The sequence below is a fragment of the Sporosarcina jeotgali genome (assembly GCF_033304595.1).
GTDB lineage: Bacteria > Bacillota > Bacilli > Bacillales_A > Planococcaceae > Sporosarcina > Sporosarcina jeotgali.
Map to the genome: position 1 here is coordinate 1,963,705 of NZ_CP116341.1, position 17,613 is coordinate 1,981,317.

15 protein-coding genes are annotated in these 17,613 nt (G+C 44.4%); 1 reads left to right on the plus strand and 14 read right to left on the minus strand.

What is annotated here, in order from left to right; all coding sequences use genetic code 11:
* Positions 1 to 82: 82 nt before the first annotated feature.
* The 6 genes from pnpS to citZ all read right to left on the minus strand — a co-directional run bounded on the left by pnpS (position 83) and on the right by citZ (position 6,510).
* Positions 83 to 1,516 carry a two-component system histidine kinase PnpS gene (pnpS, locus tag PGH26_RS09675; protein ID WP_323690871.1) on the minus strand — a complete coding sequence of 478 codons (1,434 nt, stop codon included), beginning with the start codon at positions 1,514 to 1,516 and terminating at the stop codon, positions 83 to 85.
* Positions 1,513 to 2,223: a response regulator transcription factor gene (locus PGH26_RS09680; protein WP_323690872.1), complete on the minus strand. Its 711-nt coding sequence runs from the start codon at positions 2,221 to 2,223 to the stop codon at positions 1,513 to 1,515. The genes pnpS and PGH26_RS09680 overlap by 4 nt, the downstream gene beginning before the upstream one ends.
* Before the next feature lies 1 nt (position 2,224).
* A complete protein-coding gene (locus tag PGH26_RS09685) occupies positions 2,225 to 2,704 on the minus strand; it encodes a MaoC/PaaZ C-terminal domain-containing protein (protein WP_323690873.1) in 480 nt (159 codons plus the stop codon).
* 103 nt (positions 2,705 to 2,807) lie between these two features.
* Positions 2,808 to 3,746 (minus strand): malate dehydrogenase, encoded by a 939-nt coding sequence (gene mdh, locus PGH26_RS09690; RefSeq protein WP_323690874.1) that lies wholly within the window; start codon positions 3,744 to 3,746, stop codon positions 2,808 to 2,810.
* A gap of 310 nt (positions 3,747 to 4,056) precedes the next feature.
* On the minus strand, positions 4,057 to 5,325 hold the full coding sequence (icd, locus tag PGH26_RS09695; RefSeq protein ID WP_323690875.1) for an NADP-dependent isocitrate dehydrogenase: 1,269 nt from the start codon (positions 5,323 to 5,325) through the stop codon (positions 4,057 to 4,059).
* Between the two features lie 69 nt (positions 5,326 to 5,394).
* Positions 5,395 to 6,510 (minus strand): citrate synthase, encoded by a 1,116-nt coding sequence (gene citZ / locus PGH26_RS09700; protein ID WP_323690877.1) that lies wholly within the window; start codon positions 6,508 to 6,510, stop codon positions 5,395 to 5,397.
* A gap of 204 nt (positions 6,511 to 6,714) precedes the next feature.
* On the opposite strand from citZ, the gene PGH26_RS09705 reads away from it, so the two are divergent.
* Positions 6,715 to 7,677: an AI-2E family transporter gene (locus PGH26_RS09705; RefSeq protein WP_323690879.1), complete on the plus strand. Its 963-nt coding sequence runs from the start codon at positions 6,715 to 6,717 to the stop codon at positions 7,675 to 7,677.
* Here PGH26_RS09705 and PGH26_RS09710 read toward each other — a convergent pair.
* The 8 genes from PGH26_RS09710 to PGH26_RS09745 form a co-directional block, all read right to left on the minus strand.
* Positions 7,667 to 8,050, minus strand: coding sequence for an FxsA family protein (locus tag PGH26_RS09710; RefSeq protein WP_323690880.1), 384 nt, complete (start codon positions 8,048 to 8,050; stop codon positions 7,667 to 7,669). The two genes, PGH26_RS09705 and PGH26_RS09710, sit on opposite strands and share 11 nt — an antisense overlap.
* 57 nt (positions 8,051 to 8,107) lie before the next feature.
* Positions 8,108 to 9,868 (minus strand): pyruvate kinase, encoded by a 1,761-nt coding sequence (gene pyk, locus PGH26_RS09715; protein WP_323690881.1) that lies wholly within the window; start codon positions 9,866 to 9,868, stop codon positions 8,108 to 8,110.
* Between the two features lie 33 nt (positions 9,869 to 9,901).
* Positions 9,902 to 10,861 carry a 6-phosphofructokinase gene (gene pfkA / locus PGH26_RS09720; RefSeq protein ID WP_323690882.1) on the minus strand — a complete coding sequence of 320 codons (960 nt, stop codon included), beginning with the start codon at positions 10,859 to 10,861 and terminating at the stop codon, positions 9,902 to 9,904.
* 38 nt (positions 10,862 to 10,899) lie between these two features.
* Complete coding sequence (locus PGH26_RS09725) at positions 10,900 to 11,853, minus strand: acetyl-CoA carboxylase carboxyltransferase subunit alpha (RefSeq protein WP_323690883.1); 954 nt, start codon at positions 11,851 to 11,853, stop codon at positions 10,900 to 10,902.
* On the minus strand, positions 11,850 to 12,713 hold the full coding sequence (gene accD, locus PGH26_RS09730; RefSeq protein WP_323690884.1) for an acetyl-CoA carboxylase, carboxyltransferase subunit beta: 864 nt from the start codon (positions 12,711 to 12,713) through the stop codon (positions 11,850 to 11,852). Before accD ends, PGH26_RS09725 begins: the two co-directional genes overlap by 4 nt.
* The gene (locus PGH26_RS09735) at positions 12,707 to 13,369 is read right to left on the minus strand and encodes a FadR/GntR family transcriptional regulator (RefSeq protein ID WP_323690885.1); all 663 of its coding nucleotides are present in this window, start codon (positions 13,367 to 13,369) and stop codon (positions 12,707 to 12,709) included. Before PGH26_RS09735 ends, accD begins: the two co-directional genes overlap by 7 nt.
* 153 nt (positions 13,370 to 13,522) lie before the next feature.
* Complete coding sequence (locus PGH26_RS09740; protein WP_323690886.1) at positions 13,523 to 16,603, minus strand: DNA polymerase III subunit alpha; 3,081 nt, start codon at positions 16,601 to 16,603, stop codon at positions 13,523 to 13,525.
* Positions 16,604 to 16,621: 18 nt separating this feature from the next.
* Positions 16,622 to 17,563 carry a DHH family phosphoesterase gene (locus PGH26_RS09745; protein WP_323690887.1) on the minus strand — a complete coding sequence of 314 codons (942 nt, stop codon included), beginning with the start codon at positions 17,561 to 17,563 and terminating at the stop codon, positions 16,622 to 16,624.
* Positions 17,564 to 17,613 lie beyond the last annotated feature (50 nt).

Here is a 17,613-nt window from a genome sequence, read left to right on the forward strand (position 1 = left end):
CGTCCACTCCTTCATAAAAAAACGTCGTCTCCTTCCATCTTACCACGCGGGCAGGATGAAATGAAAACGACGAGGTCCTTTTCTATTCCGTGGATTGCGGGTGTTGCTGGATAGGGAGCTTTACAAAAAACTCTGATCCTTCACCCAGCTCACTGTCCACCCAAATACTTCCGTGATGCGCTTCAAGCAAATGCTTCACAATGGCAAGTCCAAGACCAGTACCGCCGGATTCACGACTTCTGGCTAAGTCCGCACGGTAAAACCGTTCGAATACTCTTTGCAGCTTTTCTTTCTCAATTCCAATGCCTTCGTCTGCAATTGAAATGATAATGGAATCATGATCTTTCTTTCCTGATATCCGGATTGTCGTACCTTGCTTTGAATACGTAATCGCATTGATCAGCAAGTTAACAAGCACTTGCATAAGACGGCCGCTATCTGCTTCAATCACCAGGTCACTCATCTCGTCAATCTCGATTGTCATTTGTTTTTCTGCAAGTTTGCCTGATACTAGCTGGGCAGCTTCATGGATTGTAGTTGCAGCATCCACTTCCGATAAGTTAAGCGTAAACCCATGCTGTTCAATTCCCGACAATTCCAGCAGATCCGACACAAGAGAGTGCAGACGGCCGCTCTCTTTTTCGATAATGGTGATGAAGTCCCGCGAAATATCAGGATCCGAAAGCGCTCCATCCAGCAGTGTTTCAGCAAACCCTTTTATGGATGTAACAGGTGTGCGTAATTCATGGGAAACGTTGGCAACGAAATCTTTTCGGATTTCTTCCAGTTTAATGATCTTTGAAATATCATGAAATACTACAATGATTCCTAACCAATTACCATGCCGTCCAATAACCGGCGCTCCATAAACCGTCAAGTCAAGAGGACCATATTCTTGCTGAATTCGAATTTGCCGCTCATGAACTTGTTCCGATAGAAAAACATCCTCGATCAATTTCTCAGCAGCTGACGGCAGACCAATTTCTTTATACGATTTTCCGATGGCATCTGAAGAAGACGCATGAAAGGTTTGCGCGAAAACCCCGTTCATCAGATTTACAGATCCCCCTCTTCCAAGCATCAGTAAGCTGCTGCCGATACTTTCAATAAGAGTTTTCAGCCGTTCTTTCTCCATCGATCTGACAATTTGGGTTTCCTGGCCGTTTCTTGCAATCTGATTAATAGAAACGGCTAAATCCCCAAGATCTTTGAACTCACTGACACTTGTCCGTGCTTTGTAATCTCCACTTGCTAACTTCCTTGCGACAAGTGTCAATTCGTCCACGGGTTTCGTGAAATGGTAAATGATTCGCGACACCGTGAACAAAGTTAAGATGAGGAACAGTAAGATAACGACCGTTAAATAGAGTATGAATTTCTTTTCCAGCGCTGGATCTGTATTAGAATCCGTTATATTGAAAAATTGGCTGATGACAATCCATAACACAACTGAAAAGACAACTAGTGCAGCACTAGTTGTGAGTAGGATTCTTTGGGAGTGACCTTCTTTTTTCATGAATATTCCTCGAATTTATAGCCGATCCCCCGCACGGTTTTAATGGAACGCGGTTTTTTCGTATCTTCTTCGATTTTATCCCGAAGATGACTAATGTGAACATCTACAATACGAGTATCCCCGCTAAAATCGTAGTTCCAAACTGCGGATAACAGCTGATCACGGGATAAAACGCGATTTTTATGTTTCATAAGATGAACAAGAAGTTCGAATTCCTTTGGCGTAAACTCAAGCAGTTCCCCGTTCAGCTCTGTTTGATACCGCTCAAGATACACCGTTAATCCATTGATGCTTATACTATCGCTCGGCTGTTTCGGTCCATTCGCACGGCGCAGCACCGCTTTCACACGGGCCGTCAGCTCACGCGGGCTGAAAGGCTTGGTCATGTAGTCGTCTGCACCTATCTCCAATCCTAAAACCTTATCGGTCTCATCCCCTCGAGCAGTCAGCATGATGATAGGGGTTTCCATATTGCGCTGCCTTAAGTTACGGCAAACATCGATGCCGTCCATACCAGGGAGCATAATATCGAGCACAATCAAATCCGGCTTGCTCTTCGTCGCTACTTCCAAAGCATCCAACCCGTTTGTCGCTACTAGCGTCAGGTACCCGTTTTGTTTCAGGTTGTAGTCGAGAAGTGTGCAAATCGAAGGGTCGTCTTCTACGATTAATATCGTTTTCGTTGAAATTGCCTCTGCAGTATTCATATTAAAAATTATCCAATGACTGTGATGTCAGTTGTTTTTCTTTTAATTCAGGGGCAGCAACGGTCACAGAGCCGATAATCGTCTGATCTCCGGATTCGTTTACGGCATTTACAACTATATCGATACGATTCTCATCAGTATGAACCGCTTGTACTTCTAATGTAATCGCGACTGTTTCGTAATGGTACACAGGAACAGGAAACTCCAGATGCTGAGCAAGAATATACGAGCCCGGGCCCGGTAAGTATTTAGAAACAGCCGACGTAATGATACCGGTCAGCATAAGTGTCGGTACAATCGGTTTTTTAACGGCTGTTTGTGAAGCGAAATCATGTTGAATATAGATCGGATTCGGATCGTTCGTTAATCCAAGATAGAGCAGAAGATCTCTATCTTCTATTTTTTCAGTCAATTTAAGTTTCTCTCCAACCTTAATATCGTTAATCCCTCTTCCGACTCTTCTTTTTTTACCAAGTATCAAAAAAAGTCCCCCTTATTAGGTACTGTCCATCTACTTTAAAGTCTATCATAAAACGAAAATAAATCGAGTGGTGTCTATAGACACCACTCGATTTATTAGAATATCAGGCGAGCACTTCCATGACAGCTTTCACGGAGTCTGCTGATTTACGCAGCGCCTGTTTCTCTTCGTCTGTTAAATCAAGTTCAATAATCTTTTCAATTCCGTTTTTCCCCAGGACCGTCGGAACCCCCAAGTAAATCCCATCCATCCCGAATTCGCCTTCCAGATAAGCGATCGCAGGAATAATCCGCTTCTGATCTTTCAAAATGGATTCGGCCATTTCCACGAGAGCAGCAGCCGGAGCATAATATGCGGATCCATTGCCGAGAAGGTTTACGATCTCTGCACCGCCTTTACGCGTCCGCTGCACAATTTCTTCAATCCGCTCGGCGGAGATTAACGTATCTAGCGGCACCCCTCCGGCAGCAGAATATCGGACGAGCGGCACCATATCGTCCCCATGTCCGCCTAACACGAATCCAGACACGTCTTTCACTGAAACATTCAGCTCTTGCGCAACGAATGTGCGGAAGCGCGCCGTATCCAAGACTCCTGATTGACCAATCACTCGCTCTTTTGGCAATCCTGATTCTTTATAGACCGTATATGTCATCGCATCGACTGGATTCGTTAAGACAAGAATCGTCGTATGAGGTGAATGCTTGATGATTTCAGCTGTCACCGACTTCATGACTTTCTGATTCGTCTGGACAAGGTCATCCCGGCTCATTCCAGGCTTGCGTGCAATCCCTGCGGTTATGATGACAATGTCTGAATCCTTCGTGTCTGCATAGTCAGCCGTTCCCGTGATTGAAGCATCGAACCCTTGCACAGGACTCGCCTCCAGCATATCCAGCGCCTTCCCCTTAGTCGAGCTCTCCATATTCGGGATGTCCACCAGCACCACGTCACACAATTCTTTCTGAGCAAGCAAAAACGCAGTCGTAGCCCCCGTAAATCCAGAACCAATAACAGAAACCTTTTTACGAATCATAGACATACTAAAACTTCCTTTCAGAAATAAAATTTGCGAATCACTAATTTTCAATGAAGTAACTTTCATCTAAACACACCGTTGATTGAAGCGGCAGGCGGCGACTCCTGCGGAATAAGCGAAGATCGAAGACCCCGCAGAAGCGAAGCGCCGAGGAGGCTGAGATCGAGCCCGCGGAAAGCGTCCGCCTAGAGCGTAAATCAACACCGTCTAATTTCCGAACCTATTTTTATATAAACAAAAAGCAGAGGCTACATTTAAAGCTCTGCTTTTTGTCTCTTACTTATTGTGTACCTGTCGAATACGAATCGTAAACTTATAGGTTTTTGATTAACTCGTCAGCGAACTCAGAAGTCTTCACTTCAGTTGCGCCGTCCATCAAGCGTGCGAAGTCATACGTAACCACTTTAGAAGCGATTGTCTTTTCGATTGACTTCGTGATCATGTCTGCAGCTTCGTTCCAGCCAAGGTGCTCAAGCATCATAACGCCAGAAAGAATAACAGATGATGGGTTCACTTTGTCAAGACCCGCATACTTCGGTGCAGTACCGTGAGTAGCTTCGAAGATTGCGTGTCCTGTAAGGTAGTTAATGTTTGCGCCTGGTGCGATTCCGATTCCGCCGACTTGTGCAGCAAGAGCATCAGAAACGTAGTCACCATTCAAGTTCATTGTTGCAACAACGTCGAATTCTTTCGGACGTGTCAAGATCTGCTGAAGGAAGATATCAGCGATAGAATCTTTAACGATGATTTTGCCTGCAGCTTCAGCGTCAGATTGCGCTTTGTTTGCAGCATCTGTACCTTTTTCATCTTTAATGCGGTCGTATTCGTTCCATGTGAATACTTTGTCGCCGAATTCTTGCTCAGCTACTTCATATCCCCAGTTTTTGAATGCGCCTTCTGTGAATTTCATAATGTTTCCTTTGTGTACAAGTGTCAATGATTTACGGCCTTCTTTGATTGCATAGTTCAAAGCACCGCGGACCAGACGTTTTGTACCTTCTTCAGAAATCGGCTTAATGCCAAGTCCAGAAGTTTCAGGGAAACGAATATTTTTAACGTTGAGCTCATCTTGCAGGAACTTGATAAGTTTTTTAACTTCGTCAGAACCTTCTTTGTACTCAATTCCTGCGTAAATATCTTCTGTGTTTTCACGGAAGATGACCATGTCACAGTCTTCAGGACGTTTTACCGGTGAAGGAACACCTTCGAAGTAACGCACTGGACGCAAGCATGTGTAAAGATCAAGTTCTTGACGAAGAGCAACGTTCAATGAACGGAATCCGCCGCCGATTGGAGTCGTCAAAGGACCTTTAATCGCAATCAGGTATTCGTCAATCGTATCAAGTGTAGCTTGTGGAAGCCATTCTCCAGTTTCGTTGAACGCTTTCTCTCCAGCTAATACTTCTTTCCAAACTAGTTTACGTTTGCCGTTGTACGCTTTATCTACAGCACCTTCAAGTACGCGTGAAGCTGCATGCCAGATATCAGGACCTGTACCGTCACCAATGATGAATGGAACTGTTGCGTGATCGGGAACGTTTAATACACCGTCTGTTACTGTAATTTTACCTTCGTTAGTCATTATAATTCCTCCCAAAGTCATAAGTATAGGGCCGGTATAATTATATACCGCCCCAAAGATTTTTGCTAATTAGCGCTGATCGATTGGCACATATTTTTGCATATCTGGTCCGATGTACTCGGCACGAGGACGGATCAGGCGGTTGTTATCATACTGCTCTAGAATGTGTGCAATCCATCCGGAAATGCGTGAAACTGCAAAAATCGGAGTAAATAAATCATGATCAATCCCAAGTGAATGATAAACCGAAGCTGAGTAAAAATCAACGTTTGGCGGTAATTTTTTCTCGCCCGTAACGATTTTCTCAATTTGCTCGGACATACGGAAGTATTTACCTTCTCCTCGAAGTTCCGTTAGCTTTTCAGACATCTCGCGAAGGTGCTTAGCGCGTGGATCTCCTTTACGGTATACACGGTGGCCAAAGCCCATGATCTTTTCTTTGTTCGCAAGCTTATTGTGGATGTACTCGTCCACTTTGTCTTCGTCGCCAATTTCCATTAGCATTTTCATAACTTGCTCGTTTGCACCGCCGTGCAATGGACCTTTAAGAGCTCCGATTGCTGCTGTAACGCCTGAATACATATCAGACAGTGTTGCAACACAAACACGTGCTGTAAACGTCGACGCGTTTAACTCGTGGTCTGCATGCAGGACCAGTGCTTTGTTGAACGCTTCTTCTTCAATCGGCTCCGGCTTTTTGCCGTTCAGCATGTAAAGGAAGTTTGCAGCGTAACCTAGTGTTGTGTCAGGAGCTACCGGCTCGAGTCCTTTGCGAATACGTGCAAATGCAGTGACAACCGTCGCAATTTTCGCTTGAAGTTTAATTGCTTTCAGATAGTTCTCTTCTTTGGACATATCTTCAGCTTTCGCGTCATATAACCCTAACAAGGAGATTGCTGTGCGCAATGCCGCCATAGGGTGGACGTCTTTGATTGGATACGTTTTGAAATGAGCGAGCACTTCTTCTGGAACGGACATGTTATCTGCCAATTGCTGCTTCAATTCAGCTAGCTCATCTTCTTTTGGTAGACGCAGGTGCCAGAGAAGATAGACGACTTCCTCGAAACTTGCATTATTTGCAAGATCGTCAATGTCGTACCCGACGTATGTAAGGGTATCATCGATGATTGAACTGATCGCGGATTGTGTCGCTACAATTCCTTCTAAACCTTTAGTAGATGTCATGAAACTCTCTCCTTCAGTCAGCAGCCTTCTAACCACCCGTTGATTTTTTGTCTACCGGTTGGGGCAGTCGGCTGATCTGCTAATATTATTTCCGCCTAAAAACGCTTACAAAATTCATTATAATCAACTTTGTCTGTTTTGTGAATGAAAATGCACGAGATTTACAGGAAATCTATTAAATCGGAGTGAATTTCTATTAAAAAATTGACTGCAGCATCCTTTTTTAAACAATACATGGCCCCATTCCTGCCCGGACTCATCGGTGGAATCTTTATATTTTTAGTTCCTCCAGCTGGAATCGCCATCATTCTGGCCTATTTCGCAGCACCTGTTGTGAATTTCACGTACCGCATTCTTCGTCTGCCTAGAACAATTTCAACACTAGTCGCCATGTTAGTAATAATTAGTGCAGCTGCAGGTATTTCAATGATGGCTGTGCATGGGCTGATGGACACATTGCCCATTGCGGAACGGCATTTGGAACCTTATACAGGGAACCAGGACTGGTCAGGTGTTGCCATTACCTTTTTGAAAGAAAATGTACTAACTGCAGGCCATACGCTTGTTGAACATACGCTCACATTTACAGGCGTCCTCTTCCAACAAGTATTCACTCTCTTTATTTTTCTGGTCGCCTTTTTCTTTGCTCTCCGAGAAACAGGAAAAGACCGATTTTGGTTCCTCGTCTACTTTCCATCTTCGATGCGCCGTCAGGCACATCGTTTATTTAAAAAGTCAGGGGAACTTATCGGTCATTTCATTTCCATAGAGGCCCGTCTTGTTTGTTTAACATTTCTTCTGCTGTGCATTGGATTCTTTTTACTCGGATTCTCTTCACCTATCGGTACTGCGTTTCTCATATCACTTGCAGACAGTTTGCCATTCTTAGGTATTGGATTGTTCTTATTTCCGATGATACTTTTCTATTTCTATACAGGAAATTACATATTCGGTTCAGCGCTTCTGCTGCTTTACATCTTGACGCTCGTCACCCGGCAAATCGCAGAGTCCTATTTATGGGCCTCCACATTCCGGGTTAAGCCTGTCCATGCCTTCCTCATAACCGCGAGTTCTTTTTATCTATTCGGGCTGCCGGGAATTCTTCTGACGCCATTCCTTTTGTTTACAGCTATGAAAATTCGAAATCACCCTAAGTTCATCGAATGATAAGTGTCCCTTTTTTCATTTTCTTATAAATTTGCTGAATGATAAATGGACGAATTATTTTTCGCGGCCAGCTGAAGAGTAAAAGAAAACCAATCACATCTGTGATAAAACCAGGAACGAGTAACAGCAGACCTCCCGCAAAAATACACAATCCGTCTATGATTGGCGGTCCGGGGGGATCACCCGCAGCCATCCGTTCCCTGAATTCGCCTATTGCTTTAAAGCCTTGTCTTTTTGCCATGTAGGCTCCGCCGATTCCAGTGAGCAGAATAATGGCGAGCGTAGGCATTACACCGACTTGGTTTCCCGCAACGAGCAATAATGTCAATTCACTTGCTGGGACAGCCAAAAATAGAAGCAGTAGCCATTTCATTTTCAGGTCTCCTCTTTGAGAAAAACCGCTATCCTAAAATCAGGCAGCGGTTTTTGTTTATAGAACTTTAGCATGACCTTTATAGATGACGCCCGTTTCAGCATCCATCGTAATTTCTTTATCATGCTTTATGATATCTGTTGCATTCTTCACTCCGACAATCACAGGAATGCCTAAATTCAGTCCGACGATTGCTCCGTGGCTAGTAAGTCCGCCTTCTTCAGTAATCAGGCCGGCACACTTTTCAAGTACTGGCAGCATATCACGGTCTGTCGAATGTGTCACGAGGATTGCACCTTCAGCATTGAACGCTTCAGCTTCAGCTGCGCTGCGGGCAACAATCGCCCGGCCATACGCTACAGACTTTCCGATACCTTGTCCTTTAGCAAGAAGGTCACCGATCACATGGATCTTCATCAGATTCGTTGTGCCTGCTTCACCAACCGGTACACCTGCCGTAATAATCACGACATCACCGTGTGTCACATACTTATGCTTAACACTTTCTTCAACGGATTCATCAAGAATCGAGTCAATTGAGCTGACACGTCTTCCAACGATTGGATACGCCCCCCATACGAGTGTAAGACGGCGAGCGACTTGCTCTGAAGAAGTAACAGCGATAATCGGGCACCCAGGACGGTATTTGGAAATCATCCGAGCTGTCGTTCCGCTTTCAGTTGGAGCGATCACTGCTTTTACATTTAAGTTAATGGCTGTGTAAGCAGCAGCTTGTCCGATTGCATCCGTCAAGTTGCCATGCTTTTCTCTGCGACGCGTAGAGATGAATGAACGGTAGTCAAAAGACTCTTCAATCTTATTCGCGATGCGTACCATCGTTTCCACAGATTCTACAGGATATAATCCGGCTGCTGTTTCACCTGATAGCATGATTGCATCAGTACCGTCAAAGATTGCGTTCGCCACATCACTCGCTTCTGCACGGGTCGGACGCGGGTTGCGCTGCATTGAATCCAACATTTGTGTCGCTGTGATAACAGGTTTGCCTGCCTGGTTGCATTTTTGTATAAGCTGCTTTTGAATGACTGGAACTTCTTCAGGAGGAATTTCCACGCCAAGATCTCCACGAGCAACCATTAAGCCATCAGACACCTTGATAATATCGTCAATATTGTCGACACCTTCTTGGTTTTCAATTTTAGGAATGATATGGATATTTGAGCCATTATTTTTTTCTAACAGTTCGCGGATCTCCAATACATCCTCGGCACGGCGGACGAAAGAAGCAGCGACAAAGTCGATCTCTTGCTCAATACCGAACAGAATATCTTCTTTATCTTTTTCCGTGATTCCCGGAAGCTGTACGGAAACGCCGGGAACGTTGACGCCTTTTTTGTTCTTCAGCTCACCGGAGTTCATCACTTCAGTGTGGATGACACCTTCAGATTTATCTTTACCCAGGACTTTCAACATGACAAGACCGTCATCCAAAAGGATGGTATCGTCTTTATCCACATCGTCAATCAGCTGATCATACGTAATTGAGAAACGTTCTTTTGTCCCAACGACTTCCTGCATGGATACATCAATCTTTTGACCCGCCACGAGTTCAATCAATCCGTTTTCCATCGAATGCGTACGGATTTCAGGTCCTTTTGTATCGAGTAAAATTCCGACAGTTTTTTGTTTAGCAGCAGCTACTTTACGGATTGCCAGAATGCGCTGCAGATGTTCGTCATGGTCTCCATGGGAGAAATTCAAACGCGCTACATTCATACCCGCGTCGATTAGTTGTTCTAGACGTTCTGGTGATTCACTTGCAGGTCCGATTGTACAGACGATTTTAGTTTTCCTCATTGGTTCAGAACACTTCCTTTTCAGTGAGTTCCATCAAATTGATAATTCTTTGGATAATGTGTACATCTCTTTTTCAAATTCAGAATCCCCATCAAATACACGTGCTAAATCGTATTCGGCAACTTGATGATTTTTCATGCCAATCGCGACTGTTTTACCGCCGTTCTTCAAAGCTTCGACAGCACGCGCGCCAAATTGACTTGCGATTACACGATCCCGAGCAGACGGAGAGCCTCCGCGTTGAATATGACCTAATACAGAAACACGTGTATCAATGCCTTCTTCTACGTTCAACTTTTCAGCAAGTAAAGATGCCGACATTACACCTTCTGCGACGATAATGATACTATGCTTTTTACCGCGATGTGTTCCTCGTCTTAAACGTTCAAGGATATCCGGCAGGTCGTAGGTCTCTTCAGGAATCAGAATCGTTTCCGCTCCGCCAGCAAGACCAGCCCAAAGTGCCAAGTCACCTGCGTTGCGTCCCATCACTTCAATTATGAAAGTACGTTCGTGTGAAGTTGCAGTGTCCCGTATTTTGTCAATTGCGTCGATGACTGTATTTAATGCTGTGTCAAAACCAATTGTAAAGTCGGTTCCGTTAATATCGTTATCGATTGTAGCGGGAACACATGCACAAGGAATTCCGAGTTTCGAAAGTTCCATCGCACCTCTGAATGAGCCATCTCCGCCAATAACTACGACGCCTTCAATTCCATGCAGTTTCAGTTGTTTGAGCGCTTTTTCACGCCCTTCAACAGTCGTGAATTCCGGACACCGTGCAGAGCGCAGCATCGTTCCTCCACGCTGGATGATGTCACCTACAGATCCAAGTTGCAACAGTTCAATCTTCCCGTCAATCAACCCTTGGTATCCATTATATACACCCGCAACTTCAAGACCTTCATAAATCGCTTTACGAACGACCGCCCGCACAGCAGCATTCATTCCAGGTGCATCTCCGCCACTAGTTAATACAGCGATTTTCTTCATCCGTATCTCCTCCTAACAACAAAGTCGAATCACGCAAATTACTCAGTAAACACACCGACTTTTCTAAATTTATCATAACGGTCTTGAACGAGTTCATCAGCGTCAAGCTTTCCTAACTCTTGAAGCGCATTCATTAAAATCGTTTTCATATTTTCAGCTTGCTGCTTCGGATTCCGATGCCCTCCGCCTAATACTTCCGGAATGATGGCGTCTATAATTTCCATCTTCAACAAATCCGGCGCAGTAATTTTCATCGCTTCAGCGGCTTCTTTTGCATAAGCTGCATCTTTCCACAAAATAGAAGCTGCCCCTTCAGGTGAAATAACTGAATACGTAGAGTGCTCTAGCATATAAATCCGGTTTGCAACGCCTAATGCTAATGCGCCGCCGCTTCCGCCTTCGCCAATAACAATTGAAATCACAGGTACAGTGAGACTTGCCATTTCGACAAGATTGCGGGCAATCGCTTCACTTTGACCGCGCTCTTCTGCTGCTCGGCCCGGATAGGCACCTTTCGTATCAATCATACAAATGACGGGGCGTCCGAATTTCTCAGCTTGCTTCATCAGACGCAATGCTTTCCGATATCCTTCAGGATGCGGCATTCCGAAGGTGCGCTTCACATTTTCTTTTGTATCTTTCCCGCGCTGATGTCCGATAATTGTAACAGGTTTCCCTTCGAATGAGCCAATACCGCCAACAATCGCAGCGTCATCACCAAAAGCACGATCTCCATGGAGTTCGATGAAATCTTCGAATAACTCGCCAATGTAATCGTACGTAGTTGGCCGCTCTGGATGGCGTGCCACTTGCACACGTTCCCACGTCTCCATGTTGCCATAAATATCGTTTTCCAGCTTGACTAGACGATCATTTAAATTCCGAATCTCATCGGACAGATCGACTTCGTTTGTTTCCGTAAACTCTTTCAGTTCCTGAATTTTTTCTCTTAATTTAATAATAGGTTCTTCAAATGACATGGTTTTCTTCATTGTGCTGCTTCCCCCTTCGTATGAAGCCGGATGATGCGAGAAAGCATATCCTGTAAGTCTACACGATGGACGACTGCATCCAGCTGGCCGTGTGCTAGTAAAAACTCGGCCGTTTGGAAGTCTTCTGGCAACTTTTCACGAACCGTTTGTTCAATAACCCGGCGACCTGCAAATCCAATAAGTGCTTTCGGCTCAGCAAGATTAATATCGCCGACAGAAGCAAAGCTTGCTGAAACCCCGCCAGTTGTCGGGTAGGTCATAATAGATATATATAAAAGTCCTTTTTCGGAATGCCTGTTTAAGGCAACACTCGTTTTCGCCATTTGCATAAGGGATAGAACGCCTTCTTGCATGCGGGCACCGCCGCTTGCGGAAAAGATCAGCATAGGAACTCCGAGCTCTGTCGCTTTTTCTACCGCTCTCGTAATCTTTTCACCTACAACTGATCCCATTGAACCCATTCGGAAATGAGGATCCATAACAGCAATCGCCACTCCATTTCCATCAATTTTCCCTGTACCTGTCAGAACAGCTTCGTTAAGTCCAGTTTTCTCTGCATCCTTTTTCACTTTTGCTGCATAAGCAGGAAATTCTAATGGATTTTCAGTCACTAGATGGTCATCCATGGAAACAAACGTGCCTTCATCCATCAACGAATCGATTCGTTCCTGTGCAGTCATTTTGAAGTGGAAATCACATTTAGGACAAACTTTCAGCAATTTCCCCAGTTCTTTCGTTGGTTCAACATGCTTACATTCTGGACATTTTGTCATAATTCCTTCAGGTACATCACTTTTAGACTTCGCATTCGGCATGATTGCCTGCTGTTTTTTCACATTTGTAAATAAGTCCCTTAGCATTCGTGTTCGCCCCTTCTTTCACCTTTGACAATGTCCAGCCAGTCCGTATACTGCCTGACGGCGAGTTGACTGTTCCCGTTCATCATCTCTTTAAGTAAATTCGATGCAACTTCTTTCTCTTCTTCTGCCATCGCTTCATGGTATGGAACGCGGCTATATTGTTTCAATAAGAACCAAATTTTCAACGACAAACGATTGCCTGAAATCACTACGATTTCTTGTAATAATTCTTCTCTGATAACAGGATCTGGGCCTTGGAATTTAACTAAAAAGCTTCCCCATACAGGAAGCGTTCTTCGTTCAGGATCATTGGAAATACATTCAATTGCCGCTTTCTCATGAATTCGCCGTGTATCCTCCACACCTTTTAATGATTGTGGATTTTGCAAGATGAATGTAGAAAGAACTTCCACTAACTGATGCTTTTTATAGTCTGCAAGAAATGTTCCTTCTCCCCTTCTTGTTTCAATCAGTCCAAGAAGTTCAAGACTTCGGAGTGCTTCCCGAATTGTGGATCTGCCGACTTGCAGCCGGTCTGCAAGCATTCGTTCAGATGGTAATTTATCCCCAACGACGGCACCTTCTTCTTTAATGATTGTGCGCAGATCCGCAACAATATCCAGAAATCTTTTCGATGATGGACGAGAGTTTTCCATGTCCAAACTCCTTTTTATGCTGCATTCTAAAGTGGTCAGACCACTATCCTTTATTAGCATACAAAAAAGCACGCTTGCCGTAAAGTGATATCCGGAAATCCTTTCTACTTGTAAAGGAAGTTGACTTTTCTGTTAGTAATCAAAGAGAAAGATTTAGAAATTCAAAAGATCTTGAACAACGAGCTGCGGCTTGCCACTTCTCACTTCTATCGCGCCTTGAAGCACGAGTAAGGACTGTTCTTTCAGTCCACTGCTGCAAGCTGCATATTGTTTCGGGAATAACGTACACGAAATTTCTCCTGTCTCATCTTGTAATTCGAGAAACGCCATCGCTTCTCCTTTTTTTGTCCGGATCCGCTTCACTTCCAACACCAATCCGGCGAGAACTACCTTCGTTCCTGATGATTTTTCAAGGGCATCTGCAATCGGATTCGCCTTAGTCTCAAGTTTCTTTTTAAAAGATGCAATGGGGTGTTCAGATAGATAGAATCCAAGCGTTTCTTTTTCATAGTCGAGTCTCTGCATATCCGACATTGTTCCGCCAGGACTATATTTAGGACTTGCCATCCCTTTCATCATCCCTGCCAGCAGGTCCGGCTCATCTGAAGAAGGCCTTACAAATAATGCATGTTTTCTGGCTGCTTCTATAGTTGCAAGCAGCACTTCACGGGTTTGACCAAATTCGTCGAGTGCGCCCGATTTCACGAGAGGCGGAATTGTTTTTTCAGTGAAGTTTTCTGCACCAAGTGCGACAGACAAGTCAAATAAGGTTTGCAGCGTCACTTTTTGTTGACGTGCCCTTTGAAGGACTGTGTAAAATGGATAGCTGATTCCTTTTATTGCGCTCAGTCCAAGCCGTATGGATCCATTTTCCGTGGTGGCAGACCAGTTGCTCTTTGTAATGGAAGGACCCATAACGGCAATCCCCTTTGTCCTCACTTCACGTATGAAATCCATGGTCTTCTCTGCGGAACCTGCTAAAACGGACAGACATCCCGCATAAAAGAATTCGGGTTTGTTCGCTTTCAAATACGCAAGCTGGAAGGAAATCAACGAATAGGCAACTGCGTGACTTTTCGGGAATCCATAGTCCGCAAACTTTACGATCAGTTCGTAAATATCGCCTGCAATATTTTTAGGAAAACCATTACGCTGTGCGCTGTCTGTAAAATGGACGCGTTCCTGCATGAGCACATCTCGTTTCTTTTTACTGATTGCGCGTCGCAGCAAATCAGCTTCCCCCAGCGTAAATCCAGCAATCTGAACTGCAATCTGCAAAATCTGTTCCTGATAAACGATGATCCCATAGGTTTCTTTTAAAATCGGCTCCAATGCCGGATGCATGTAGTGAATGGGTTCTAATCCCTTTTTCCTTCTGCTGTATAACGGAATATTTTCCATCGGTCCAGGCCTGTACAACGCATTGATGGCATAGATATCTTCAAATGCATCCGGTGAGATGTCACGAAGTGCTTTCCGCATACCCGGAGATTCAAATTGGAATATCCCCGACATATCCCCTTTTCTGAACAACTCCAATGTCCGCTCATCGTCAAGGGGGATTGTATCCAAGAAAAGTTCCTCTCCCGTTTCAAAACGGATCATTTTACGTATTCTGTCAAGCAGTGTCAAATTGCGTAATCCGAGAAAATCCATTTTTAAAAGACCAGCTTCTTCAGAATCATTCATCGCCCATTGTGTTAGATAGATGGAATCGCCGCCACTTTGCAGAGGAACCGTTTCAACTAGCGGTGTTGGTGAAAGAATAACTCCTGCAGCATGAGTAGAAGCATTTCTAGGCAGCCCTTCTAACGCAAGGGATACCGTGTACCAGCGAGCACGCACTTCCTCCCGCTCAATCCAAGTCTGCAGTTGTTTTGACTGACTAACTTTTTCTTCAAGTGTTTTTCCTGGAAGCTCAGACAGCATTTTAGACAGGAATGTCATATCTTCATTCGAAAAACCGAATACCCTGGCTGTATTGCGTGCAACGGATTTAGCTGATAGCGTACCAAACGTTATAATTTGGGCAACGTGGGCTTTCCCATATTTTTGTGCGACATATTCAACAACTTCCATCCGGCGTGTATCTGCAAAATCGACGTCAATATCCGGCATGGTCACCCTGCTTTTATTCAAAAACCGTTCAAAAATCAATCCATATTTCAGCGGATCTACCGCAGTAATTCCAAGTGAGAATGCAACGAGGGATCCGGCAGAAGATCCCCGGCCAGGTCCAACTTCAATATCGTTCTTTTTGGCATAAGCTATAAAATCTTGAACGATTAAGAAATAATCCTGATAGCCCATTTCTGTAATCACATCTAATTCGGTTCGAAGACGCTCTTCGTATGCGTTGGAAATCTGACCGAAGTGCCTTTCTAAGCCTTCCCGGCATTGAGCTTCAAGCAGGTGCGCAGCGGATCTATTTTCACTTACAGGGAATTTAGGCATGAGCAAGTGCTTTTTCGGCAACTGCACGTTACAAGCCATTAGCACTTCCGCTGCTTTTTCCAACCAATGCTCTTTACCCGCGAACCATTGTTCCAGTTCTTGCTGCTCAGGTACGTAGGCGTCATTATATAAATTCTCAGGACGTGCTGGGTCATTTAACTTGAAACCGTCACGAATTGCTTGTGCTGCTTCAAAACTGAATGCGTCTTCAGGATTAATAAATCTCGCTTCGTGGCTCGCAACAATGGCAAGACCTTCGGAAGCGGCCAGCTGTTCAATCGATGGTTCCTCAGGATGCACCGCTCCAGCCGCACGTGAAATTCCTATATAAAGTTCTTTTGTCGAGCAATGCATTTTTAAAAGCTGGATCGTATCTGCAGTTCGGATTTCGTTCCAAGAGGGATCTGTAAGCGGAAAAATAACGGCGCAGTTCGCAGTATAGGATTTCAACCATTTTTCAGGCAAGTTTTCAGGTTCACGCGTTGCCGCAGCACTGCTAATCTTTAATAACTGACGAAAGCCTGCTTCATTTTTTGCATAGATGTAGCATATTGGCGTTTCTCCAGTCGCCAGTTCAATCTTCACGGAGAGCCCGATGACTGGATGAATGCCATACTTCGTCATGACTTTCCAAAACGACCGGATCCCTGAAAGAGTCGAATTTACAATTGCAGCCGAAACAGCCCCTCTTCTTTGCAGAAGAGGAGCCAGACGGTCAAGCTTTATAATGCCGTTAAGTAAGTCGGCTCCCGTAATAATTTGCGGATAAACAAGCTTCATTGTCTATCCCTCCATTCACTAGTTACATGCACATAACGATTGTACTTTCTGAATCACTTCATCTGCTTCTTCCCACGTCTTAACTGAGGCACCTGCAGCTAGCGGATGGCCGCCGCCGCCGTATTCAGCCGCCAAATTATTAATGACAATTCCTTTAGAGCGCAAGCGAACACGAATCTGATCCTCTTCTTCTACAAATATCAGCCACGCACAAATGCCTTTAACATCTCCAAGTGAACTGACGAGTGAAGACGTTTCTTCTGCTTTCACATCGAATTGTTCTAAAATCGTTTTTGTGAGCTTAATATAGGCTGCTCCATTTTCATCGATTGTGAAGTTTTGGTAAACGTACCCTTGCAAGTGAAGGAGATTTCTTTCCACTTCATACATCCCTGCAAAGATTTGCTGCCGGTCAAAATTGTATTTGATTAATTCGCTGGCGATTTCAAATGTCTTTCCTGTCGCACTCGGATACATGAATCTGCCTGTATCCCCTACAATTCCAGCAAACAGAAGTCTCGCCGATTCATCTGGAAGCTTCCACCCTTTAACGTCTCTGCCTTCAGCAAATAGTTCATAAATCATTTCTGAACAAGAACTCGCATCTGTATCGACCCACAATACATCCCCGTACGGATCCACATTTGGATGATGGTCAATTTTCACTAAGCGGCTTCCTTTCAGGTACGATTGTCCATCTACCCGTTCGGTGTTTGCTGTATCGGTTACGATGACTAATGCATTTTCGTACATGTTATCGGTTACAAGATCCTGTCCAGCGAGAAATGACAACTGTCCATCGTCACTTCCTGCAGCGTAGACGTTTTTGTCAGGATAATTCGCTTGAATCAGTTTCATTAATCCCACTTGCGAACCGAAAGCATCAGGGTCAGGGCGGACGTGCCGATGAATAATAATCGTAGAATGCTGTTCAATTGTGTCAATGATTTGTCTTTTCATTTTTCATTTCCTCCGATATTTAAAGAATTGCGGTCGCATTTGAGTTATAA